The sequence below is a fragment of the Clostridium sp. ATCC 25772 genome, assembly GCF_001573875.1.
GTDB lineage: Bacteria > Bacillota > Clostridia > Clostridiales > Clostridiaceae > Clostridium_J > Clostridium_J senegalense.
Genome location: NZ_LFRG01000021.1, coordinates 15,194 through 41,065, shown reverse-complemented (window position 1 = coordinate 41,065; position 25,872 = coordinate 15,194). Strand labels below are relative to the sequence as shown.

General features: G+C 26.0%; 24 protein-coding genes. 8 read left to right on the top strand and 16 right to left on the bottom strand.

Translation table 11 applies throughout. The annotated features are described in order from the left end of the window. The first annotated feature begins 294 nt into the window (after positions 1 to 294). Complete coding sequence (locus AZI32_RS09775; RefSeq protein ID WP_082761209.1) at positions 295 to 807, top strand: rhodanese-like domain-containing protein; 513 nt, start codon at positions 295 to 297, stop codon at positions 805 to 807. Between the two features lie 203 nt (positions 808 to 1,010). Here AZI32_RS09775 and AZI32_RS09770 read toward each other — a convergent pair whose 3' ends face one another. The 8 genes from AZI32_RS09770 to pdxS all read right to left on the bottom strand — a co-directional run bounded on the left by AZI32_RS09770 (position 1,011) and on the right by pdxS (position 10,253). Next, entirely contained in the window at positions 1,011 to 1,784 is a 774-nt protein-coding gene (locus AZI32_RS09770) for an MBL fold metallo-hydrolase (RefSeq protein ID WP_061995656.1), read from the bottom strand. Positions 1,785 to 1,983: 199 nt separating this feature from the next. Beyond that, positions 1,984 to 2,793 (bottom strand): DUF2971 domain-containing protein, encoded by an 810-nt coding sequence (locus tag AZI32_RS09765; protein WP_061995655.1) that lies wholly within the window; start codon positions 2,791 to 2,793, stop codon positions 1,984 to 1,986. Positions 2,794 to 3,038: 245 nt separating this feature from the next. Then, the gene (locus AZI32_RS09760) at positions 3,039 to 3,740 is read right to left on the bottom strand and encodes a hypothetical protein (RefSeq protein WP_061995654.1); all 702 of its coding nucleotides are present in this window, start codon (positions 3,738 to 3,740) and stop codon (positions 3,039 to 3,041) included. 214 nt (positions 3,741 to 3,954) lie between these two features. After that, positions 3,955 to 4,512 carry a lytic transglycosylase domain-containing protein gene (locus AZI32_RS09755; protein ID WP_061995653.1) on the bottom strand — a complete coding sequence of 186 codons (558 nt, stop codon included), beginning with the start codon at positions 4,510 to 4,512 and terminating at the stop codon, positions 3,955 to 3,957. Then, the gene (gene coaE, locus AZI32_RS09750; protein WP_061995652.1) at positions 4,499 to 5,128 is read right to left on the bottom strand and encodes a dephospho-CoA kinase; all 630 of its coding nucleotides are present in this window, start codon (positions 5,126 to 5,128) and stop codon (positions 4,499 to 4,501) included. Before coaE ends, AZI32_RS09755 begins: the two co-directional genes overlap by 14 nt. After that, the gene (gene polA, locus AZI32_RS09745) at positions 5,115 to 7,739 is read right to left on the bottom strand and encodes a DNA polymerase I (protein WP_061995651.1); all 2,625 of its coding nucleotides are present in this window, start codon (positions 7,737 to 7,739) and stop codon (positions 5,115 to 5,117) included. Before polA ends, coaE begins: the two co-directional genes overlap by 14 nt. A gap of 184 nt (positions 7,740 to 7,923) precedes the next feature. Beyond that, the gene (gene aroC / locus AZI32_RS09740) at positions 7,924 to 9,051 is read right to left on the bottom strand and encodes a chorismate synthase (RefSeq protein WP_061995650.1); all 1,128 of its coding nucleotides are present in this window, start codon (positions 9,049 to 9,051) and stop codon (positions 7,924 to 7,926) included. A 323-nt stretch (positions 9,052 to 9,374) separates the two neighbouring features. Then, positions 9,375 to 10,253, bottom strand: coding sequence for a pyridoxal 5'-phosphate synthase lyase subunit PdxS (gene pdxS, locus AZI32_RS09735; protein ID WP_061995649.1), 879 nt, complete (start codon positions 10,251 to 10,253; stop codon positions 9,375 to 9,377). 191 nt (positions 10,254 to 10,444) lie between these two features. Between pdxS and AZI32_RS09730 the strand changes: the two genes are divergently transcribed. Next, the gene (locus AZI32_RS09730) at positions 10,445 to 11,965 is read left to right on the top strand and encodes a PLP-dependent aminotransferase family protein (RefSeq protein ID WP_061995648.1); all 1,521 of its coding nucleotides are present in this window, start codon (positions 10,445 to 10,447) and stop codon (positions 11,963 to 11,965) included. A 111-nt stretch (positions 11,966 to 12,076) separates the two neighbouring features. Here AZI32_RS09730 and AZI32_RS09725 read toward each other — a convergent pair whose 3' ends face one another. The 5 genes from AZI32_RS09725 to AZI32_RS09705 form a co-directional block, all read right to left on the bottom strand. Then, positions 12,077 to 13,768, bottom strand: coding sequence for a diguanylate cyclase (locus AZI32_RS09725; RefSeq protein WP_061995647.1), 1,692 nt, complete (start codon positions 13,766 to 13,768; stop codon positions 12,077 to 12,079). A 61-nt stretch (positions 13,769 to 13,829) separates the two neighbouring features. Next, entirely contained in the window at positions 13,830 to 13,964 is a 135-nt protein-coding gene (locus AZI32_RS09720) for a cyclic lactone autoinducer peptide (RefSeq protein WP_010295521.1), read from the bottom strand. 77 nt (positions 13,965 to 14,041) lie between these two features. Then, positions 14,042 to 14,698: an accessory gene regulator B family protein gene (locus AZI32_RS09715; RefSeq protein WP_061995646.1), complete on the bottom strand. Its 657-nt coding sequence runs from the start codon at positions 14,696 to 14,698 to the stop codon at positions 14,042 to 14,044. A 3-nt stretch (positions 14,699 to 14,701) separates the two neighbouring features. Further along, on the bottom strand, positions 14,702 to 15,163 hold the full coding sequence (locus AZI32_RS09710; protein WP_061995645.1) for a hypothetical protein: 462 nt from the start codon (positions 15,161 to 15,163) through the stop codon (positions 14,702 to 14,704). 88 nt (positions 15,164 to 15,251) lie between these two features. After that, positions 15,252 to 15,824: a DUF5317 family protein gene (locus AZI32_RS09705; protein ID WP_061995644.1), complete on the bottom strand. Its 573-nt coding sequence runs from the start codon at positions 15,822 to 15,824 to the stop codon at positions 15,252 to 15,254. 355 nt (positions 15,825 to 16,179) lie between these two features. Between AZI32_RS09705 and AZI32_RS09700 the strand changes: the two genes are divergently transcribed. Then, positions 16,180 to 16,713 carry a 50S ribosomal protein L25 gene (locus tag AZI32_RS09700; RefSeq protein WP_061995643.1) on the top strand — a complete coding sequence of 178 codons (534 nt, stop codon included), beginning with the start codon at positions 16,180 to 16,182 and terminating at the stop codon, positions 16,711 to 16,713. 37 nt (positions 16,714 to 16,750) lie between these two features. On the opposite strand, the gene AZI32_RS09695 is transcribed toward AZI32_RS09700, so the two are convergent. Continuing rightward, positions 16,751 to 18,415: a ribonuclease J gene (locus tag AZI32_RS09695; protein WP_061995642.1), complete on the bottom strand. Its 1,665-nt coding sequence runs from the start codon at positions 18,413 to 18,415 to the stop codon at positions 16,751 to 16,753. A gap of 186 nt (positions 18,416 to 18,601) precedes the next feature. Further along, positions 18,602 to 19,969: an MATE family efflux transporter gene (locus AZI32_RS09690; protein ID WP_010295534.1), complete on the bottom strand. Its 1,368-nt coding sequence runs from the start codon at positions 19,967 to 19,969 to the stop codon at positions 18,602 to 18,604. 287 nt (positions 19,970 to 20,256) lie between these two features. On the opposite strand from AZI32_RS09690, the gene AZI32_RS09685 reads away from it, so the two are divergent. Further along, positions 20,257 to 20,496, top strand: coding sequence for a hypothetical protein (locus AZI32_RS09685; RefSeq protein ID WP_061995641.1), 240 nt, complete (start codon positions 20,257 to 20,259; stop codon positions 20,494 to 20,496). A 214-nt stretch (positions 20,497 to 20,710) separates the two neighbouring features. Here the strand turns inward: AZI32_RS09685 and mscL are convergent, their stop codons facing one another. After that, positions 20,711 to 21,115, bottom strand: a complete 405-nt coding sequence (gene mscL, locus AZI32_RS09680; RefSeq protein WP_061995640.1) for a large-conductance mechanosensitive channel protein MscL — start codon at positions 21,113 to 21,115, stop codon at positions 20,711 to 20,713. Positions 21,116 to 21,376: 261 nt separating this feature from the next. Between mscL and AZI32_RS09675 the strand changes: the two genes are divergently transcribed. The 4 genes from AZI32_RS09675 to AZI32_RS09655 all read left to right on the top strand — a co-directional run bounded on the left by AZI32_RS09675 (position 21,377) and on the right by AZI32_RS09655 (position 25,838). Continuing rightward, positions 21,377 to 22,030 (top strand): PspA/IM30 family protein, encoded by a 654-nt coding sequence (locus AZI32_RS09675; protein WP_061995639.1) that lies wholly within the window; start codon positions 21,377 to 21,379, stop codon positions 22,028 to 22,030. Positions 22,031 to 22,202: 172 nt separating this feature from the next. Then, positions 22,203 to 22,865: a hypothetical protein gene (locus AZI32_RS09670; RefSeq protein WP_061995638.1), complete on the top strand. Its 663-nt coding sequence runs from the start codon at positions 22,203 to 22,205 to the stop codon at positions 22,863 to 22,865. Next, complete coding sequence (locus AZI32_RS18415; RefSeq protein ID WP_157450883.1) at positions 22,858 to 23,625, top strand: hypothetical protein; 768 nt, start codon at positions 22,858 to 22,860, stop codon at positions 23,623 to 23,625. Before AZI32_RS09670 ends, AZI32_RS18415 begins: the two co-directional genes overlap by 8 nt. A gap of 662 nt (positions 23,626 to 24,287) precedes the next feature. Continuing rightward, on the top strand, positions 24,288 to 25,838 hold the full coding sequence (locus AZI32_RS09655; protein ID WP_061995635.1) for a nitrite/sulfite reductase: 1,551 nt from the start codon (positions 24,288 to 24,290) through the stop codon (positions 25,836 to 25,838). Positions 25,839 to 25,872: the final 34 nt, after the last annotated feature.

Here is a 25,872-nt window from a genome sequence, read left to right as displayed (position 1 = left end):
TTTTACAATTTTAAATTCCTATTGCATTAGTATGAATCTTAACTTAAATTTATTACTATATTTTAATTTTTAACTAACTATAGTTGTACTTATTTTTTCTTAACTGATAAGAAAAATAAATATAACTAAATAAATATTTAACAATAGCAGTATATGAAATACAAATAGTTATATATGTTTCTATTTGTATTTCATATATGTATATTTCATCAAATTATAGTATAATGTAATTTGAATTTACAAATTTTTCATTGTTTGTAAAGATGTAAATTTTTCTATACAGGAGGGAATATTATGAAAAAAACTGCTAGTTTAATGTTAGCTTTACTTGTTGCTACATCTGTTACACTTGCTGGATGTGGAGCAAACAACACTAAAAATGAAAGTAAAAATAACACAGCTACTAATCAAAGTAGTGAACAAAAAGAAGACAAAAAAGAAGATGAAAATAAAAGTGAATTTAAATATTACACTGCTGAAGAGTTAAAAAAAGCCATAGAAAACAAAGATAAAGTTGTAATGTTAGATATACAAGTTGAAGAAGAATTTAACGAACACCACATAAAAGGTGTAATCCCTACACATGCTTATCCAGTGAAAACTGATGAAGATAAAGCAAAGCTTGATAAAGTTTTAGACAAGCTTAATGAATCTAAGGATCCAATTGTTATAGTTTGTCCTGGTGGCGCTGGTGGTGCTGAAAGAACTTATGGATATTTAAAAGAAAAAGGAATTGACGAAGGAAGATTATTCATCCTTAAAGATGGTCAAAAAAACTGGCCTTATGACGAATTATTAGAGAAATAATAATTTTAAGTATCCAAGTTTTTGAATGGATAATTTTAAAAGTTAACTTAGAACCTTATAAAAACTGCCTAAAATAGAAGTTTCATTCTATTTTAGGCAGTTTTTTAAATTATATATTATAAATTTAGTATATCTTTAAAAATAACACCGTTATGAATTCTTTAATATATTTAATATTTATTTTAAAATTGTAATTTGTCTTACTATATTTTTATTTTGAAGTCACCAAAATCAAATAAGCCACTTCCTTGATTTAATTCACCATTGTCTTCAATTTCTTTAAATCCATGTTTAATTTTTTCAACTAAATTTACATTTATATTTAACTCATTGTGAGAAGGTAATATTTTCACTATCCCCTTTAAGTTACTTATCTTATCAATTGATTTTTTAAATAATTGAGGATCCGTACTTGGATAAAACGCATATAAAGTTCCTTTATATATTAAATCGCCTGTATATAAATACCCTTTTTCTTCTTCGAATAAGCAAATATGACCTGGCGAATGTCCTGGAGTATGTATAACCCTAAGTTTTCTTGAACCAATATCTATAATATAATTATCTTCTATTATTTTAGTTGGATTACCAATGTAAACTTTATAATCTTCTATTTTAAAATCTATTGGTGGATTTTTAATAAAAGGCTCCATCATTATATTTTTACAAACTACACTATTAGGAATGGGAATTCCCTTGCTTAGCCATTCTGCATCCTGTTTATGAACATAAATATGATTAAAGAATTTATGTCCTCCTATATGATCCCAGTGCACATGAGTTGTAATAACTATAATAGGCAAATTAGTCAATTTATCAACTTCTTTTTTTATATTTCCTATACCTAATCCAGTGTCAATTAAAAGTGCATATTCCTTTCCTATTAGCAAATATGAATGTACCTTTTCCCAATGACCATACTCACTTATTGAGTAGGTATTCTCATCTATATTTTCAATTGTAAACCATTCTTCCATGTTTCCTCACTCCATATTAAAACTTATTATAAAATGCTGTAGTGTTGCAATCATATGCATAACATTAATACAACAATAAAATATTATATATAAATTATACATCATCTTCTCTTAATAAGTACCATATATGGAAATAAATTTAAAAAGAGTTACCATAATAAAATATTTTTAATATGGTAACTCTTTAGAATTAATAATATTAACGATATGGTATTTGAGATTTTACTATAGTTATATCTTCTTTTTCCCCTTTACTATCTAGGTACAATTGATGTAATTCTAATAATCTTTCAAGACCCTTTTGAGCAAGTTCTATATTGGTTTTAGGACCAATAGTTATGGATGTTATGGGAATTTCCCATTTACCATCTTTGTTTATAAACTTAATCTCTATATAAGGTATAATTACACCATTTCTATTAGTAAATTTAATAACTCTATCATAACTATCTTTATTTAAAGTAAAAACAAGCCTATATTCTTCTTCCTGTTTAAATCCAGGATGTTTAAATATATTTATATAGTAAAGTATTTTTGATAAAACATCTTCTTTAATAATTTTTCTTTCTTCTTCTGTTAAATTGAAACTTTTATCTAAAGATTGGTTCAATATTAATATTAAACTTTTTAAAATTTCCTTTTGTTCTACAGTATCATATATAACTTTTCCAAAAGCTTCATGATAAAATGCATTGTTTCCTTTTGGAGTAATGCTTTTATTATTTGCAATTATATATTTTTTAAAATTTTCTTTTGAACCTACTATATTTTTTAAATCAACTTCAATGTTATATCCCTCAAAGTTAGTATAGTTTCCCCAAAGTCCTATTGAATCATTATTTAAAGAAAAACTTAAAATAAATTTATATTTTAATGAATCAACTAGTAGTTTTTTTAAAGTCTTTATGTCTATAACTCCATTGTCTATAGTTTTATATATTTCTTCTATAATATCTATACTATATAATATTTCTTCTCTGTCATTTAAAAATTCACTATTAGTAACCATTAATGATTTTTGGGTTAAAATTTGGTATAAAGCACTAATATTAGTATAATGATATACTTTTTTATCAATGTCTATATCACTTGATATATTGTACTTTAAAAGTTTGTTTTTTAATAAAGCATAATTCTTGCTAATAATACCACCTACTTTTTTACATGATAAAGAGGCTTATTATTTCCATTGCCTTATAATAGTATATGTAATCTTTCATTTACTATATATATTTTTTTAAAATATAATAAATTTTATAAATTACCTTTAAATATATCCAAATGTATCTTGTAATTATTAGAAGATATCATTTTTTTATAGTACATTTTATCCTCATTCATATTTTTATCCTGTTGTGGTGCTACAAATACTTTACATTTATTACAACTATATATTGTATCAATATGTTTTATCCCTTCATATGTAGAAAGTTCAAAGGGTCTGTTATCTGCAAAATTAATACTGTTCATATGTTCTTTACAGAATGGACATTGATAACCACTCTCTGCTTTATTTACCTCTAAATCAATTAAAGCAAAAGGTCCTAGATTATTTTTTAAACTATCTTCAAGTTCTCTACCATATATCTCATCTTCAATCCAACTATGATATTTACTAAAATAATCTATAGCTACTAACCATTCTTCTTTATAATCTATTTTACTTTCCTTTATAATAGGTTTTAAACTTTCTTTAAACATTGTTGGATTATACATTTCTAAAAATACTAACATAATTTTTTCATCTATTTTATTTAATACATCTTTATTATAATGCTTTAATATTGTAGCTAAAACATACTCATAACAACACTTTTCACCAAAAGTAACAGAAAACTCACCAATTTTATAGAATCTATTATAGCTTTGAATAGCTATAAGTTTTATATCATCTTTTTTTAAAGCTTTACATATAGTTAAAAAACTTTTTTTACTTTTTAAATTATATTCAGCCATTAAGGCACATCCCTTCTAAAATTTATACTGGATTTCATATAAAAATTATTTTTATATGAAGTCATATTTAAAATTATAACAAATTTATGAAATTTTTTATATAGTCTAATTTTAAAACATTATCTACACTTAATAAAAAGAAAAATAACTAGTTTAATCTTTAAGGACTAAACTAGTTATTTATTTCAATAAATTTTATCATTTTAAATTGTAGTTATTTCAAATCATATATTTTTTTATACATATTATAATTCTTATTAACTTTTTCTACATAGTTTTTAGTTTCTTTGAATGGTATAGCATGAAGATTTTCTCCGTCTTTAGAATAATTATCATCTTTTAACCATTTTTGAACATTACCTCTTCCACCATTATATGCTGCAAGCATAAGGTCTAAATCTCCTTCAAATTCAGTGCTAAGATTATTAAGATACCAACATCCCATTTTTATATTGGTTTCAGGGTCATACAAAGCATCATAAGTTATTTCCCCCATTCCACTTTGGGATGCGATCCAATCAGCAGTATCAGGCATTATTTGCATTAATCCATAAGCACCTCTATGAGAGACTGCCTTGTTTTCAAATTTACTTTCTGCTTTAATGACTGCCGCTACTAAATTAGGATCAACGCTATATTCTCTTGAATAGGTTATTATGTAACCTTCATACTGTAGAGGATACATATTTTTTAATATAGCATCGTGATTAAAGACTAAGATAATTACTAAAGCTATCAAAGCTAACTTAATTAATGCTTTAAATTTTCTCATTTTTCCCCCTTAGTAATATATCATTTAAGATATGTGCTAATTGACTTTTAGTAAAATCTAAATCTTTACTATTGTCAATTACATAATCTGCGTATTGGATTTTTTCTTCTAGTGAAAGTTGATTTCTTATCCTCTTTAAAACCTCTTCTTTAGATTGTAAATCTCTTTTTATTACCCTTAGAATTTGAGTTTTTTCATCAACCATAACTAGAATAACATAATCCATATAAATTTGCAGATTATTTTCTATTAATGTTGGTGCATCGACTATTGCAATTTCTTCCATATTTTCTCTGCACTTTTTTATTTTATCAAATATTTCTCTTTTTATATAGGGTATTATGATATTTTCTAAAGTTTTTTTTAATATTTCACTAGAAAATACATATTGTCCTAACTTTTTTCTATTTAAAGAACCATCTTCATAAAAATATTCTTCTCCGAATTCATTTTTTATCTTTAAAAGAATTTCTGGATAAATATTTAAAACTTCCCTTGAGATTTTATCGGCATCAATTATACTTATATCTTGTTCCATTATCATTTTAGATATGGTACTTTTTCCACTTCCTATACCACCTGTAAGTCCTACTACTATAGTATTACTTTGTGTCATACCATGTATTTCCTGTATTTATGTCTACTTCTAGGGGGACATTTAAAGTTAAAACTTCTTCCATTGATTTTTTTACAAGTTCTTTTATATCATCAAGTTCATCTTTATATACATTTAATATAAGTTCATCATGAACCTGAAGTATAAGTGTACTTTTAAAGTTTCCTTTTTTAAGCTCATTGTTCACCTTAACCATTGCAACTTTTATTATATCTGCTGCACTACCTTGTATTGGTGCATTCATTGCTAATCTTTTACCTAATGCTTTAAGTATTTTGTTAGAAGATAATATTTCTGGTATAAATCTTCTTCTATTTAAAATTGTTGTAACATAACTTGTTTTTTCTGCCTCATCAACTATGTTATCTATATAATCCTTTACCTTTGGGTATCTAGAAAGATAAGTTTCTATATATTCTTTAGCTTCTTTTCTTGTTATACCTAAATCTTGAGAAAGACTGAAATCTCCTATACCATATACAATTCCAAAATTTACGGCCTTTGCATTACTTCTCATTGTTTTAGTAACTTCATCTACACTGACATTAAAGACTTCTGATGCAGTTATAGTATGAATATCATTGTGTTTTTTAAAGGCGTTTATTAAATTTTCATCCTGTGAAATATGGGCAAGAACCCTTAGTTCTATTTGAGAATAATCTGCAGATAGTAATACAGATTCATCATTATGTGAAATAAATGCCTTTCTTATTTTTCTACCCATTTCGTATTTTATAGGTATATTTTGAAGATTAGGCTCTGTACTTGAAAGCCTTCCTGTTGTAGTAACTGTTTGATTAAAACTAGAATGAATTTTATCATCTACGTCGATTACAGGTTTTAATCCTTCTACGTAAGTAGAATAAATTTTTGAAAGTTGTCTGTAATAAGTTATTTTGTTTATTATTGGATGCTTCTCTTTTAAAGCTTCTAAAACTTCTGCATTTGTAGAATATCCTGTTTTAGTTTTTTTAATTATAGGTAAATCCAATTTTTCAAATAATATCTTTCCAAGCTGTTTGGGAGAATTTATATTAAACTCTTCCCCTGCAAGACCATAAATTTCACTAGTATAACTGTCTAATTCTCCCTTAAATGCTACTCCAAGATCTTCAAGGGTAGTTCTATCTATCTTAAAACCTTCCTTTTCCATATCAGCAATAGCTTTAGTTAATGGCTGTTCTATATCGTATAATAGTTCTTGCATATTTAACTGCTCAATTTTTTCTTTTTCTAATTCATATATTCTTTCTAGTTTAGAAAGTAAAGTTATTTGTAATTTATCTTCATCCTCTGATTCAACAGTTTCCATTAAAAGATTAGATGATAAAGTTTTTAAACTATATTCGGACTTTGATGAATCTATTAAGTAAGCTGCAATCTCTGCGTCAAATTCTAATGATTTAAGCTCTATACCATCCTTTTGTAAAACTTTATAAAGGTTTTTAACATTATGAGATACTTTTTCTATTTTCTCATTTTCAAAGAACTCTTTTAAAACTTTTAAAGCTTCCTCTAAATTCTCTTCTTTTATAGTTTTTATATTTATTACATAATATTTATTATCAAAACACATATATAATTTTTCTAAATATATTTTAGAGAAAACATTCTCATCTTTTATATTAAATGTAAAAAATGATTTTTCCGTATTTATATTTAATATTTTTTTTAATTCATCTATATTTTTTATTAATTCAAACTCTATATCACAGTTATTTTCTTTGCTACAATTTCCATCTTCTTTGTTTAATCTATCTATATGAGCTTTAAACTTTAATTTAAAGAAAAGTTCTTTTAGTCCATTTGTATCATACTCTTTTTTAGATTTTATTTCATCCATATTAATATCAATAGGAGCATTTTTTACAATAGTAGCTAGCTTCTTACTAAATATAGCTTGCTCGCTATTTTCAAGTAAATTTTCTTTAAGTTTTTTACCACTTACCTTATCTAAGTTTTGAAGAAGATTTTCAATACTTTTAAATTCTTTTATAAGTTTAAAAGCTGTTTTTTCCCCAACTCCAGGAACACCTGGTATGTTATCAGATTTATCCCCCATAAGTCCTTTTACATCTATAAATTCTTCTGGAGTTACACCATATTCTTCTATCATTCTTTTTTTATCATAAATTTCTTTTTCTGTTACACCTTTTTTATTTATAACAACTTTTATATTTTCAGTTGCAAGTTGAAGAGCATCTTTATCTCCTGTAACTATATATACTTCCATACCTTCTTTTTCAACATATGTAGCTAATGTCCCTATTAAATCATCTGCTTCAAAACCATCTAACTCAAAAATATTTATTGCCATCTTATTAAGCATATCTTTAACAATTGGAAATTGCATTCTAAGTTCATCTGGCATAGTTTTACGACCGGCTTTATAATCCTGAAAGCTTTCATGTCTAAAGGTTGGTTTAGACCTATCAAAAGTAGCTACTATATAATCTGGCTCTATTTCATCTATCATTTTAAATAGCATATTAGAAAATCCATATATAGCACCTGTAAATAATCCTTCCGAATTACTTAAATTAGGCATAGCGTAAAATGCTCTATACATTAAACTATGACCATCTAAAATAAGCATTTTTTCTTTACTCATATAATCACCTCATATTTCTATATTAGGAATAATGAAATAAATAATAAATGAATATTTTTGCCTATTTATTCCAAATACTTCATTGGAAAAATCCAGACATATAACTACTATATCTGAATTTCATCTTCTTGTTTTCTTATAAATATGACTAAAATCTTCAATTTCTTATCTCTTTTCATATGCCTTAAAGTTTTTGTATGTCACACTTTAATTTGTTAAAATCATCCTGTTGATATACTTTTAATATTTCTTTTAATATTTCAAATGCAACAATGTTTTCAATTACAATTGATGCTGGTACAACACCACAAACATCTGAACGTTCATAACGAGTAGTAACATTAGTATTTTCTTTTAAGTTTACAGATTGTAAAGGTAGTTTTACAGATGGGATTGGTTTCATATAAGCTGTTAATTTTATATTTTCACCGTTAGAAACTCCCGCTTCTATTCCTCCACCATTATTGGAAGCCCTTTTTAGTTTTTTATCTTCAAAGTACATTTCATCTAAAAATTCACTACCAAAGACTTTATCTTTATTTAATATATCCCCTATTTCAACAGCTTTAATTCCTTGCAAAGACATAATTGCCATTGATAAAATGCCATCAAGTTTTCTATCATAGTGGACATAACTTCCAAGTCCTAGTGGAACACCCTTCACTTCAACCTTTATACTACCACCTACAGTATCCCCTTTATCTTTGCAATAGTCTATAAGTTTTTTCATTTTTATTTCAGTTGTTTTATCAAACACCCTAACATCGCTATTATTTATTCTTTCATATACTCTATTATCAAATAAATCCATATTACTATCTTTATAAGGACCAATAGAGTTAACTTTACTTCTTATTTCAATACCAAGTTCTAAAAGCATATTTTTGCATACGGCACCAACAGCTGTTCTTATAGCAGTTTCCCTTGCAGAACTTCGCTCTATAGTATCTCTTATATCTGTAGTATTATATTTAAAATAACCAACTAAATCACCATGTCCTGGTCTTGGAATTACTATTTTTTCCTCATCCTTTGTCTCATTTTCCATAAATTCTTTCCAATTTTCATAGTCTTTATTAAAAATTATAATAGACATTGGATTTCCTGTTGTTTTATTGCCTCTTAATCCTGACCAAATTTCCGCTTTATCCTTCTCAATTTTCATTCTGTTGCCACGACCATAGCCACATTGTCTTCTAGAAAGTTCATTATTTACAAAATCTAAATCTAAACAAAAATTAGCTGGCAGTCCTTCTAATATTGCTACCAAAGCTTTTCCATGGGATTCTCCACTATCTAAAAACCTAAGCATATAAATCTCCTTAATATGTAATTTATGACCTTAATATTTACGTTTCATAAAAATTCCTTTAGTTCTTTATTATAACATTAGTTTACCTTATTAACAATAAATCTATAGCTATAGAAAACATCTAGATAAAAAAATAAAAACTATGCCAAAACTTTAATTTTATTTTGACATAGTCTATAGAGAAACAAGCTCCTCTTCAAATTTATTCAATAACTCTAAAATATTTTCATTTTACTTTTTACTTATTTATAGCTATAAAAATTTTAAATGAAATAATCCTATAATCTTTTTAATAACATATAAATATCTTTACTAATTGTATACTACCATCCTCTATTAGCATATAAACTGTTTTCCGGAATTTCTCTTATATCAAGACTATCCATTGCCGTTCCTAAATCCTCTGATATTTGAGCAAGAATTTCTGGCTTATTGTAATATTTTACTGCTTTTACTATAGCTTCTGCTCTTTTTTCTGGATTAGAAGATTTAAATATTCCAGATCCTACAAAAACTCCATCACAACCAAGTTGCATCATAAGTGCTGCATCTGCTGGTGTAGCTATACCACCTGCTGCAAAATTAACAACCGGTAACTTTCCATTTTCATAAACATATTCTATTAAATCAAAAGGTGCTCCCATGTCTTTGGCAATTGTCATCAGTTGTTCCCTTGTAGCACTTTTTACTTTTTTTATATCATCTGTAACTTGTCTCATATGTCTAACTGCTTCCACTACATTACCTGTTCCAGCTTCACCCTTAGTTCTTATCATTAGGGCTCCTTCTCCTATTCTTCTCAAAGCTTCTCCAAGATTTCTTGCACCACATACAAATGGAATATTAAAAGCTTTTTTATCTATATGAAAATCTTCATCTGCTGGTGTTAAAACTTCACTTTCATCTATATAATCTATTTGTATCGCTTCTAAAATTTGAGCTTCAACAAAGTGTCCTATTCTTACTTTTGCCATTACAGGAATAGATACTGCTTTTTTTATTTCTCTTATCATTTTAGGATCAGACATTCTTGCAACTCCACCTTGTTTTCTTATGTCTGATGGAACACGTTCTAAAGCCATTACTGCAACAGCTCCTGCTTTTTCAGCTATTTTAGCCTGCTCTACATTTACAACATCCATAATTACTCCGCCTTTTAACATTTCGGCAATATTTTTCTTTGATTCATATTTGTTCCCCATAATATCTCCCCTTTACAAAACTAAAATATTAATATATAATAAGTGTAACGATACAATTTGTTTCTATTTATAGATATATGTACTAAAAATATATTTTGTATCGTTTCAACAATTAAATTATTGCATACAATTTTAAGGTTGTCAATACAATTTTAAGATTTATAATACAATTTTCGAAAGGAATGTTTTTAATGGATACTTTATCGATACAATTGGATAAAAATTGTAGCGTTCCAATGTATATGCAAATTGCTAATAGTATAGAAAAACTTATAGATAAAAATGAACTATCTATTGGTGATAAGCTTCCACCTATACGTAAATTAGCTACAAAACTTGATGTAAATAATGTAACTATAGTAAATGCATATAAGCATTTAGAAGTTAATGATTATGTTACTGCTGTTAAAGGTAGTGGATATTATATCAAAGATAAAAAATTTAAAAAAATTGTACCGAGCGATACTACAAAAGAATATTTTTCACCGATACAAAATGATGACTACGATTATGAATACGAAAATATAAAACTTATGACTAGTGGCCAAATTGAAATTTCTGAAAATGCAATTAACTTTGCTAGTGCTACGCCAGACCCTAGCATATTTCCTGTAGATATATTTAAAAGTGCATTAAACGAAGTTCTTGATAGAGATAAAGGCTTTGCATTCGGATATCAAGAAAGTAATGGCTATGAACCTTTACGCGAAGCTCTTTCTGATTATTTATTAAGATCAAATTCAATAAAGGTTCCATCAGATTTTATACAAATAGTTTCTGGTGCGCAACAAGGTATTGATATTATTGGAAAATGCCTTTTAAACCCTGGTGATTATGTTATAACTGAAAATCCTACTTATAGTGGCGCTGTTTCTGTTTTTAAATCTAGAGACGCTCAAATTGTAGGAGTACCAATGTTACAGGATGGTATAGATACTGATATTTTAGAAGAAAATGTAAAGAAATATCATCCAAAACTTGTGTATCTTATGACTAAATTTCAAAATCCAACTACAATATCTTATAGTGAAGAAAAACTATACAAAATTTTAAAAATGGCTGATAAATATAATTTTTATATAGTTGAAGATGATTCATTAGCAGGTCTTTCATTTTCTAACCTTTCTATGAATACAACTTTAAAATCATTAGATACAAATGACCGTGTAATATATGTAAAAAGTTTCTCTAAACTTTTAATGCCAGGTTTAAGAATAGGTTTTGTAACTTGTCCTGAAATAATTGTTGATAAATTTATGATGGCTAAACACACAACTGATATTTCTTCATCAGGTTTAATACAAAGGGCACTTCATATATATTTTGAAAAAGGACAATGGGAAAATCATTTATCTTATATGAAAAATATTTATAAAAGTAAATATGATGCAATGGTATATGAACTTAATAAACTTGAAAAGTATGGTATAACTTTTTTTAAACCACAGGGTGGACTTAATTTTTGGTTAACGCTACCTAAAGAATTAGATGCAACAAAACTCTATTTAGAATGTGCAAAAAAAGATGTGCTTTTAGTACCAGGTAAAATATTTTATACTTCCAAATGTGATAATATGAATAAGACTATAAGAATTAGTTTTGCTGGCACTAATGTAGATGAAATAAAAGCAGGTGTTGCAATTATAAATGATATAGCCTCAAAACTTATTAACAAAACCACTAAAAAAACTTACTTAACACCAATGATTTAAAGATTTAAAGGGATAACTTAAAGTTTAGCATAAATTTTAAGTTATTCTTTTTAAAAATAAAAAAATATATGATTATTATTAAATTTAAACAATCATATATTTTCATAAAGTTTAAAATTCCAACATATCTTTTTTTTCATATATAGCATCTATAAAAATCCTAACAATATCCGGATCAAATTGAGAACCACTACATCTTTTCAATTCTTCAATTGCCTCCTTATAATCTTTCTTTTTTCCATATGGTCTGTTTGATGTCATAGCATCAAAACTATCAATTACCGTCAATACTCTAGATAAATAGGGTATTTCTTCTCCTTTTAATTTACTTGGATAACCATTTCCATCATACCTTTCATGATGATGCAATATTATTTCAGATATATCCTTTAATGGATTAATTTGGCTTATAAGTTCAGCACCTTTTATGGGATGTTCCTTTATAATATTCCACTCCTTCTCATTTAAAGTGGACTTTTTAGTTAATATATCTTTATCAATATGAATTTTTCCTACATCATGAAGATAAGCTGAATATACTAATGTTTTTATATCATTATTACTTAATTTTATTTTATCACCTATTAATTTAGTGTAAAAAACCATTCTTTCACAATGACCATAGGTATACTTATCCTTAGAATTTATAACACTTATCAATGTTTTTATAGAAGTTATTTTCTCAGCATCCTCTTTACATACATTAAAATTAATTCCTTCAAAAATACACTCATAAAACTCTGTTCTATTTCTACTTAAGAATTTAGCTCTGTATAAAGCATCATCAGCGGTTTTAATAAGTTCTTCTGCATCATCAGCTTTAGACGGATATAAAGAAACCCCTATTGACACTGTAAGTTTACCTTTAGGTTGATTTTCTTCCCCATAAAACTTATATTTTTCAATAATTTTTCTTATGTCTTCAGCAATCTTTATAAGTTCACATTCATCTATTGAAGGTAGAATAATTGAAAATTCTTCACCGCCATATCTTGAAACTATATCACATTTTCTAACGTTTTGTTCTAATAGTTTTGCCACCTTAAAAAGAACCTTGTCTCCATTTTGGTGGCCATAAAGATCATTATAATTTTTAAAGAAATCTATATCTAAAAATATAATACCAACAGAATCCTTAGCTTCTTTTGCTATTCTTATTTGTTCTCGTATTTTATCTTGAAAATATCTATGATTATATACATTTGTTAATCCATCTTTGTTAATTGCTTTTTCTAACTCTTTGATGTGTTCTTTTTCTATTTTTACATAATAACCAAGGGGCCAAGCAGTTAACATAAAAATACCACTTAATATTAAATCCCTTTGAAAATATTGATTAACACTTTTATTAGGTCCACATATTAAATCTAATGCTAATATTAAGATGGAAGAACTAGCCGCTATAAGCAACCCATGATTCATGCCACACTGTATGGTAGAGGTTATAATTATAAATAAAAATATTAATTTATATTCACTAGTATAACCACCTGAAACAATTATACAAAAGAATAATAATACTACAAAAATCATATTTTCAATTATATGTATTTTCTTATGACTTTTTTCACAATATCTCCTGCTAATTGAAAATGTCCAAAGTGTATAAATACCTGTTAATAAAAGAATAGGAAGCATAAAACATATAAAATCTATATTATTGTATATAAACATATCTAAGTATCCATTTTTTTGAAACATCACATCAAAAAATATTATAGTAACAAAAAATAATGATGCTATTTTTACTATAGATACAATATCATTGATTTGTTTTATCTTTACTTTTTCACTATCTTTCATAGAATTTACCCTTTTTTACTTAATTTTTAAAATAAAGACCGGATAAACCGATCTTTATTTACTATTCATCTCTTAAACTTTTAGGTTCTTCTGGTTGATAAAATGCCCAGTAACATGCTGCTGATGCTACTGTTGAAGCTACAACTGTCATAGCTGTTGCTACTAACATTAATATTTTGTTTCTAGATTTTCTCATAAAATTCCCCTCCCTTATATGGCATATTAAATTAAATAATAAATTAATTTACTTGTTTCTTTTGTAACTATAATCTACTATCTTTTTTCACATGCCTCATAACTAATTATATTACTTAAAAAATCATCTACTTTACTTAACAAAAGATGTCCTATTTTAGTAAGCGTAAAAACTTGCCATAACATCCCACTACAAATACATAAAGAATAAACCATTAAATCATAGCTTTCCCATATGTAATATGCTATAAGATTTAATATGACTAAAACTAAATATACACTAATTGTTATTATAGATTTTCTTTTAAGTTTTAAGCGTTTTTTTATATTTTTTATAGGTTTTTTTATACTATCTACCGGCGCTAACTTATATACTAACATATAAGATATTAAAAATGCTATTACTCCAAAAAATATAACTACATATAATGTTATATTAATATTTTTTATAATCAAAGAACAAATTATAGGCACTAAAGTTCCTACTATTGCACATATTCCTGGAGTACTTGCATGAATTCCACCAGAAGATTTTCTTAAAATAGCTATAGAAAATGATATTATTAATGCTTCTACAAGTACATGAAAAATGAATCCTACTATAATTACTAATAAAATACAAAATATACTTTGAAAGAATGCAAACATACCATACGCTATAACATCTTTTTTTTCATCATCTAAATCTAATTTTATTGCCATCCATTTAGAGATTGCATTTACTATTTTAAGCATAATTTAAAACTCTTCACTTTCCCTTCCAAATCCATACCTTATTAAACTTATTAAAGCAATGAAAATTACCAAAGATGGTAAACCATACATAACTTTCATATAACTATCATTAAAAATGTAAACTATATTTTTATTTAAAATGTTTTTAATAAATAATATATTAAGACCTTCACTAAAAAATTGAAGTATAGATAGTTTAATTGCTATCTTAACACTTGAAATTACATCTATATTATTCAAGATATGGCTTATCACCACTAATATAAGTATATTTAAAATAGTATGAACTCCAAAATTTATAGGCAATTTCCTTATAATGTATATACAAATAACCAATACTATATTAGAATTTATATAATTTTTCATATTAAATTCTGTTCTTGAAAATGTATACATGCCAAATAAAATTATAAGACTTTCAGGCAATACTCTGCACACTATTTCTAAAAAAGATAAACTAAGCATCTTTTTTTACACCTCCATATATACAGGAATTTCTCATTTGTTTGTTTAAAAGTATAAAATTTAATCCTAAAATCTTATTATATTTATTTTATATTACTTTTAATGAACTATTTTCGTCTTGTTCTTGTTTTTTACTTGCCAACTTAATAGAAGTGTAAATTATAATAAATACATAAGCACGAATTAATATATCTCCTATGCTTAAAACACTGTATCCTAAATCAAAGATATCTGTTAAAAAAATCACACTACTATTTTCATCACCTAATATATGTATATCTTTAACTATATTAAAAGCTTCCTTTGTAGCATACCCAGTTTTATATGATAAAGTTGGAAACACAGGCATCTTACCATTATTTTTTAATATAGCTATTTTATTTAAAAAACTACCTATAAAAATAAATACAGACCCTATAATAGCTTGTACATATTCTTTATATTTTAAAATTAAAAATATATAGGACATTAAATAAATTGTCTTTATATTTTTAAAATAAATTATAGTATGATAATTTCCACGAAAAATATTAACTTGTAATATAAAGCAAATTATTTCTAATAATATCGGAGGATATATCTGCCAAGTTTTAAATATAGGCTTTATTTTATACCCTTTTATTTTTCCAATTAAAAAAGCTAAAAAAATAGTTTCTATCATAAATTCTCCCTAATAAAATAATTCTATAGCGTTTCATGTATTATAATAACATATTTTTTTTACTATTTGCAAATATATTTTACAAATTATTGTTTATTTTAACATTTTTTATAATATTTATTAACAAAATGTAAACATTTACTATATTCCCTTTATTTTATTTTTTTTCCAGTTAAAATAGAGTTAATACTATAACCTAAAAGGAGAGTGATGCATATGTGGAGGGGTACTTACAATTTCTTAAGCAGATTTAAGGCCTCCTAATATGTGAAGTATTATCTTAAATTGCTTTAGAATTTAATTTTATAAGTAATAATGACAAAAAAAATAATTTTACAGTTAAGGAGTTTAAGATATGAATATAGTTGATATAAAAGAAAGAAATGCAAATGAAAAAGGTAAAAAAGTAAGAGCACATGGAGAAGTTCCTGGAATAATATTTGGGAAATGTTTAGAAACAAATATACCAGTTAAAATTGACAATTCTACATTAATTAAATTACTTAGATCAAATTCTGAAGGTTCAATAATAAAACTTAATCTTAATGGAACTTCAAAACTTTGTGTCGTTAAGAAAGTTGATAAAGATGCAGTGTCAGGAAAGATATTGCACGTTGAGTTCCAACAAGTTGTTGAAAAAGAGATAATTAAATTAAAACTTTCAGTAAGTCTTAAAGGTCATGAAAACCTTGCCTTAAAGAGATTAGTTGTAGAAAACTTCTTAAATGAAGTTGAACTTCAAGGTGAAGTCGAAAAAATACCTGAATTTATAGAGTTATATGTTGGCGATAAAGAATATAACGATAAAATTTATGTAAAAGATATACCTCTTCCTGAAGGTGTTAAATTTATAACTGAACCAGAAACTTTACTAGCTATAGTTAACTAAAACTTGAGACTGTATAAAATACAGTCTCTTTATTTTTTTAAATTTCCATTATAATAGGTAAAATTGTAGGTCTTCTTTTAGTCTTTTCGTATATTAGTGTCTCAACTGCTCTTTTCATATTAGATTTTAAAAGATACCACTCAATTATTTGATTTTCTAGTGCATATTCTAATTCTTTCTTAGCAACCTCTTTTACTTTACCTATTAACTCTTCTGACTCTTTTACATAAACAAATCCACGAGTTATGACATCTGGACCTGAAATTAGTGTATAACTTTCTCTTTCTATTGCAACAACAATAGTCACCATTCCCTCTTGTGCTAAATGTCTTCTGTCTCTAAGCACTATATTTCCTACATCACCTACACCAAGACCATCTACTAGTATATTCCCTGTTTTAACTTTTCCACATAATTTTGCATTATCTTTTGTTGCTTCGAAGACACTACCATTTTCCAATATAAATATTTTATTTTCTTCCATACCTAAGCTTTCTGCTAAATCTTTATGGTGTTTTAAATGTCTATATTCTCCATGTATCGGTATGAAATATTTAGGCTTTACTAATCTATGCATCAATTTTAATTCTTCCCTAAAAGCATGACCTGATACGTGTACTTCTTCTAAAGCCTCGTATATTACATCTGCCCCTTTTTTAAATAACTGATTAATAACCCTTGATATTAATTTTTCATTACCTGGAATTGGTGATGCAGATATAATAAATAAATCCTTTGGTTCTACTTTGATTTTTTTATGAGTAGAAAAAGCTATTCGTGCCAATCCTGCCATTGGTTCTCCTTGACTTCCTGTAGTTACTATAGTAACTTTATCATTATCCATTCCAGCAATTTCATCAACTTCTATAACAAAATCATCTGGTATGTGTAAATATCCTAACTCCCTTGCAACTTCTGATATACTCTCCATACTTCTTCCACTAAAAGCAACTTTTCTTCCATGTTTGATAGATGAGTTTATTATTTGTTGCATTCTATGAATATTAGACGCAAATGTAGCTACAATTACACGGCCATCAGCTTTAGAAAATATTTTATTTAAAGTTTCTCCAATGGATTTTTCTGATATAGTATGGCCACCTCTCTCTGCATTAGTACTATCGGCCATTAAAAGTAATACACCTTCTTTTCCTATCTCAGATATTCTTTGTAAATCCATAAATAATCCATCAATTGGTGTGTAATCTATTTTGAAATCACCAGTATGAAGTATTGTTCCAAGTGGAGTATGAATTGCTATGGCACAAGAATCTGCAATACTATGAGTTGTTCTTATAAATTCTATTGCTAAATTTTCAAGTTTTATAATATTACCAGGAGCAACTACATTTAATTTATATTCAAACTTTAAATTACTGTCTTTTAGCTTTTTTTCAATTATTCCTAAAGTTAATTTACTACCATATACAGGTACATTTATTTGTTTTAATATATAAGGTAGTGAACCTATATGATCTTCATGACCATGAGTTATAAAAATTCCCTTTACCTTTTCTTTATTGTTAAGTAAATAAGTAACATCTGGTATTATTAAATCTACACCATACATTTCTTCATCTGGAAATGCTGCTCCACAATCTATAACTATAATTTCTTCTTTATATTCTATAGCTGTAATATTTTTTCCTATTTCCCCTAAACCACCTAGTGGAATAACTTTTAATTTTTCTTCAATTGACACTAAAAACCCTCCTTATCTGTAATGTTTAAAATTATTATTCCTATATAGGTATAAATTAATTCTAAAACAAAAAAATAACCTAAATAAATATAAAAAAGCTATACAGAAGTAAGTTATAAAATTACATTCTTGTACAGCCTCTTTACATCTATAATTTTCTAAGTTATATCTTAAGCAATTAAATAGTTAATTAAGTTGATTTTCCATTTTAGTCAATGTTTTTTTATAAAATATAGTAAAACAAGTTACTGTAGTAATTGCTGCAATTATATCTGCAACTGGCTCTGCAAGTAATACTCCTTGAAGTTTATTTTCCATAAAAATAGGAATTATAAATGTTAACGGTATAAGAAGTACTATTTTTCTTAACAATGCAAGAAATAGCGATGTTTTAGCTTGTCCTAATGCTAAGAAAGTTTGTTGACATGCTATTTGAGCTCCTATAGCAAAAATTCCACCAAAGAATATTTTTATACTCCAAGAAGTTATAGCTAAAAGTTCTGCTTTATCATTAAATATACTGACAAAAACTTCTGGGAATACCATAAGAGATATCCATACAACTACGGCATAAATTATCGAAGATTTCAATAACAATTTAAAAGTATCTTTAACCCTATCAATATTCTTTGCTCCAAAATTATAACTTATTATCGGTTGTGCACCTTGAGTAAGCCCTGTAAGTGGTAACGTTACTATTTGACTAATACTACTCATTATAGTCATGGCTCCTACTGCTAAATCACCACCATATACCTGAAGTTTATTATTCAATGTAATTAAAACTAAGCTTTCAGTGGATTGCATTATAAATGGTGCAACTCCTAACGTTATAATTGGAAAAATAATTTTTAAATTTGGAACCATATATTTTTTTCTTATTTTTAAAATACTTTTTTTCCCAAATAAAAAGAATATAACCCATAATGCTGAAACAAATTGAGCAGTAACTGTAGCTATTGCTGCCCCTTTAACACCCATATCAAATACAAATATAAAAATCGGATCTAATAATATGTTTACAGCAGCGCCAATAAGTACAGTAATCATTCCTATTTTTGCAAAACCTTGAGTATTTATAAAAGGGTTCATTCCTAATGATATTTGAACAAACAGTGTACCTATTAAATATATAATTAAATAATCCTTTGCAAACCCTATAGTTGCGTTACTTGCACCAAATGCCCACAATATTGGTTCATTAAAAATTAAAAATGTAACCGTTAAAATTAATGATATTATTATAAGCATTGAAAAACTATTGCTAAGTATTTTTTCTGCACTATCATTATCTTTCTCACCCATTTTTATAGCAGCAAGTGGTGCCCCACCCATTCCGATTAAAGCTGCAAAAGCAGATATTATCATAATTATAGGAAAAGCAATACCAACACCTGCCATAGCTATATCTCCATTTTCTATTCTTCCTATAAAAATTCTATCCACTATGTTATATAGTACATTTACTATTTGAGCTATGATAGCTGGAGTAGCTAATTTAAATAATAAGTTTCCTATATTACCTTTGCTTAAATCTGTATTATTTGACTCCATAAATAGTTCCTTCCTTCTTGAATTTATTTTTTATGAATCATGATTCACCTTTTATTAATCTTTTAAAATTATACTACAAATCTAATAATATATAAAGAGCATAATATTTTATGAAAATCAAGAATTGGTAACATTAGTTACGGATTTTCGTGAAAATATTTTATATAATAAAATAAATGAGTTAAAATATACTTTCTAACTTAATATATTCAAGTTATTAAATTATAAAAATTACATGAATAAAATAATGTTTTAATTTAAAGTTTACATTTTAGGAGGATTTAAATATGAGTTGTGGATGTACTGGATTAGAAAAAGACGGGAAGGCTATAGTAGATTTAGTAAGAAGTAAAGAAAAAGAAGATTTAAAAATGAAAGTTGAACATGAAATACAATGTTCTTGTGGTAATACATTTATAATGACTACACATGTGGATAAATGTCCACACTGTAATATGACTTATGGTGTTACACCTTGTAGTTCTATGAATAAAGAAAATATACTTGCATCTGGAATTAATTATTAATTTAAATGTAAAAATTATAAAAAAGATAAAGTCAAACTATACTGACTTTATCTTTTTTATATCTAATTATTTTTAAACATATATTTAGAATTTAGGATTAATAATTTACTGCTAGTTAATAAATCACCTTAAATTTGCCCTAGGCAGTTAAATATTATAACTATCACTAACTATAATATTTTTATGGGAACAACTTGTGAAACTTTAATTTATTTTATTTATTTTTTAAAAGATCCCTTATTTCTTTTAAGATTTCTAACTCTTCATTTATTTTCATTTCTTTCAATTCTTCTTTTTCATATTTTTTCTTAAACTTATTTATAAATTTTATAACTATAAATATAGATAATGCTATAATTAAAAAATCTACCACGTTTTGCAAAAACATTCCTAAATTCAGTGTTATTGCTGGCTTATTTTGTGTTTCCTTAACAATTTCAATAGCAAAGTGTGAGAAATTAATTCCTCCTGTAAAAAATCCTACAATTGGCATTATTATATCATTTACCATAGATGTAACTATTTTGCTAAATGCTCCTCCGATTACTACACCTACAGCTAAATCTATTACATTACCCTTTACTGCAAATTCTTTAAATTCTTTAATTAATTTTTTCAAAACTGCACCACCTTTTTAGCTTTAATAATAATAGTTTATCCAAAGAAATTGTAATTATAATTTTTCAACATACCCTTATTGAATCGCATATTAAGATATTCTTATTATAACTTCGACAAATATATTTTAATTTTCACTGTTAATTTATTGAATTTATTGGTTTTTTTTAATAATTTATGTATAATATAATAAAATATATTAAATTTAAAGAATAAATTAGTTTTTTATAATACTAGTTTATTTTAAAAGGAGTAATTAAAAATGGGAGTTTTTACAAGATTATCAAATATACTTAGTGGTAAAGCAAATAAAGTTCTAGACGGATTAGAAAATCCTATTGAACAAATAGATGTAGCTATAAGAAATAGGCAAACTGCTGTAGACAATGCTAAAAGAGAAAGTGCATCTTTTATAGGTTCTATCAATGAAAAAAGAAGAGAGGTAAATGAACTTAAAAGTACAATTTCTCAATATGAGGAAGGTATTAAAAAAGCCTTATCTAACAACGATGAAGAAAAAGCAACTAAATTTTTAGTTAAGAAAAAAGATTTAGATAAAAAGCTTGAAAGTTTAAATATTACTATAGAAAAAATCTCTACTAGTGCTAATTTAGTTAAAGAAAATATAAAAAAGCTTGAAAATGAAGTTGAAGAATTAAAATCAAAAAAATCAGAACTTGCTGCAAGATATTCTACTGCTGAAGCTCAGGCTAAAGTTAATGAGATTTTAACTAATGTAAATAAAGATTCTAACATTTCCATAGATGACATTGAAAGAAAAATACAAGAAAAAGAGAATTATGCTAATGGTCTAGAATCATTCAAAGAAGAAAATCCAGAAGATGAGTTAAAGTCCTATTTAAATGAAAACTCAAATTCACAGGACTTAAAATCTGAACTAGATAAATATAGATAGCTATAGGTAAACAAGCTCCAATTTAAATTTATTCAATAAATTTAAAATATTTTCACACAAGATATAGTATTGAATTTTAAGTGATTCGGAGCTTGTATTACTTTTTTATGTATTCAACCTTCAAAATGAAGTTTAAACCTTTATACTTTAATAAAACAAGGAAGTGAAATATTTGAATAAAATAAAAGAATTTACAAATAGTGAAAGAGATCACTATAAAGATTTGTATACCGACTTAATACTATCTATAGATAATATTAGCGAATTGCTAGATGAAGATGATTATAATAGTAGATTTTTTATAAAGAAAGTTCATATAATAAAAGATTATTTGGATAAGTTAGATGATGCAGATTATAAAGCTGATAAAAAAGACTTTTTTGATTTTTTAAAAAGTGATGAAAAATATAAAACTGAAGTTTTAAATTATAAATCTACTATAATTAACGATTTGAAAAAATTAGAACTTTGTAGAAAGTGTAAATGTTTAAAATGCATATCCAGCTGTTCTTTTAAAAAATGTTTAAATTGCCTTCCATCTTACTATGTTCATAACTGCAATGAGATGGATAACTGTATAACTAAGGGGCTAAATACTATTACTTTATATTCTAACGATGAAGAAAGAGATGTAAACTTTGAACCTCTAGGACTGTTAGAAAATTTAAAAGAAAATAAATACTATATATACTTAGTAGAAAACAATAATAGAAATAATCAACATATATTAGAATATATAAAATATCTAAATGGTGAAGTAGAGTATTTACCTATTACTAAAGAAGATTTAGATAAAATATATGATTCTTTTGTTAAGCTAAATTGTTATGAATAATAAATTAGCTCGATTTTTAGCTATAATTTTCTTATCTATTTTTGTTTTCACTGGATTTTTTAGTAATGATGAAGTTGTTTTTGCTAAATCTAGTAGCCATTCAAAATTAAAAACTACCTCTGTAAGTAAATCTAAAAGTAGTTCCAAGGTTAGTTCTGGTAGCTTTTCCAAGTCTAGTACTTCCACGAGCAAATCCTCAACTAAACCTAAAAGTAATGTTACTAAAAATAAGCCTACAACTAATTCAAAAGTAAAGTCTGGTAGTTTTTCTAAGTCTGATAGTTCAAAATCTTCAACTAAACCAAAAAGCGATATAACTAAAAGTAAATCTACCACTAATTCAAAAGCAAGTTCCGGTAGCTTTTCTAAACCTAAAACAGATACCAAATCAAAATCTACTACTGATAAATCTAAAAGTAGTGTGTCTACAGATAAAACTGTAAATGATTCAAAAATTAATTCTGGAAATTTCTCTAATCAGAAATCTAATAGTTCAAAATCTAAAAATGACACAACTCCAAATGAATCAAAAGTAAAGTCTGGTAGTTTTACTACTCCTAAAGGTAATAGTAGTGAAACAAATAAAACCACTACAAACTCTAAAAGTTCTACATATAAGCAAAACACTTCAAAAGTAAGTAGTAGTTCTAGATGGTTACATTTTAATAACTCAACATTTAGAATATCGTCATATTTAATTTTAGTAGTTATACTTATAATTGTAGTTTTAATATTTTATTATAAATTTAAAATAAAATAATTTCAGAAAGCAGTTTTTAAAGCTGCTTTTTCTATTTTTATAACTTTATTAAATTTAAAATAATTCAAAGCATATTCCCCTATTTTATTTATACAATTTTTTTAATTGATAATCTTAAAATGATATATTTATTATATAAAATTATTTGTTATAGTTAAACCATTAATTTTTTTAATGATTTTCATTTAAAATTTTCATATATTGTATATTTAAACCTTATGTTGTATATTTGCAATATAAGATTAAAGTGCTTTACTACAATTTTATGAGTTTATACGAATTGCATACTCAAAAGTAGGTTAGATTATAGAATATATAACTATAGGGAAACAAGCTCCAATTTAAATTTATTCAATAACTTTAAAATATTTTCACACAAGATACAGTGTTGAATTTTAAGTGATTCGGAGCATGTCTCACTATTTTAGGTATCCAAGTTTTGGAATGGATAATTTTAAAAGTCAACTTAGAACGCTATATATATTTAAAGCTAAACTTTTTACTACAGGAGTAGATTTAAGCTATAGATTACATCCCTATAAAATACTTAAAGTTTAATTATATGTTTTAAAATAATTATTGTATAAGAAAACGTATAAACTTAATTTTTTATAGTTTATTAATATTTTAAGTCTAAAATAAAAGGATATAAGGTGATATGAATGAGTGAGTTAAAAAAACTATTTTTAAGTGAAATTCCTGAGTTTAGAAAAACCGGTTTAAAATTTATTAACAAAGAACTTTCAAGAGGAGATTTCAAAGGTATTTCTGGAGGTTTCGGAGTGTATTCTCACAGAGATGGTAAACATTTCATGATAAGACTTAGAGTTCCTTCTGGAGTAGCCTCATTAGAAAATCTTAAAGACATTTATAAAATTGCAAAAGAATATAATTTAGATAAAGTTCATTTAACAACTCGTCAAGCAATTCAACTTCATGGTCTTTCAATTGAAGATGTCTGTTCTGTTATGAAAGAAAGCATAAATAAAGGAATATATACTAGAGGTGGTGGTGGAAACTTTCCTAGAAACGTTGCTATGTCTCCCCTTTCTGGTGTAGATAAAAATGAAGCCTTTGATGTTACACCATATGCTTTAGCTGTTAATGAACACTTCATTAAAAAAATCACAACATATAAACTACCTAGGAAATTAAAAGTATCTTTTTCTAGTAGTAACAATGATGAAGGTCATTGCACAATTCAAGATCTTGGCTTTTTAGCTTGCACTAAAGATTCTAAAAACTACTTTAGAGTATATTTAGGTGGTGGACTTGGAAGAAATGGTAAAGTAGCTATAGAGCTAGATGAGCTAGTAGAACCTAAAGATGTGATGTATCATGTAGAAGCTATGACTAATTTTTTTGTAGCCGAAGGAAATTATGAAAATAAAAGTAAGGCCCGCATTAGATATATAGTTGAAAAACTTGGAGTAGATGGTTTTATAAAAGAATATAAAAAACATCTTGCATTTGCAATAGAAAACTATGATTTAGATCTAAATATTACACCTATAAATTATAATAAAAAAGGTATAAATACAGGCTTGAAAAATTCAAGACTTATACCTCAAAAAGGACAAGGGTTATATAGTGTTTACTTCCATCCTATTGGTGGTCAATTATCTATGGATAATTTCAAACTAATATTAGATGAACTTGAAAAAATAGAAAAACCAATGATTAGACTTTCTATGACAGAAGGATTATATTTTATAAACTTAAATGGGGAAGAGGCTGAAAGAATTTTAAAAGTTACTAAAAATCTAGGTGGAGAAAATAAACTTGAACAATCTGTATCTTGCATAGGTGTACCAATATGCCAAATGGGAGTTGCAGAGAGTCAAAATACTCTTAATGCAATAATAGACTATTTTAAGAAAAATAATCTTGAAGATGATATACTTCCAAGTATTCATATTTCTGGTTGTCCTAATTCTTGCGGTGTTCACCAAGTTGGAGAAATTGGATTAACTGGTAAAATGAAAAAAGTTAATAATATTTCTACTAAATGTTTCGAGCTTCATATTGGTGGTGCTTTTGGATATGGGAAAGCATGTCTTGGAGAAATTTATGGTGATATCACTGAAGATAGTGTTCCAAAAATGCTATACAAACTTGCACTTGAAATAAAAAATAAAAACATAACTTTTGACGAACTTATAAATAACAATACACAAACTTTAAAAGATATTATTAATGAATATATTGTTTAAATAACATAAAAGGTGGATATATATCCACCTTTTA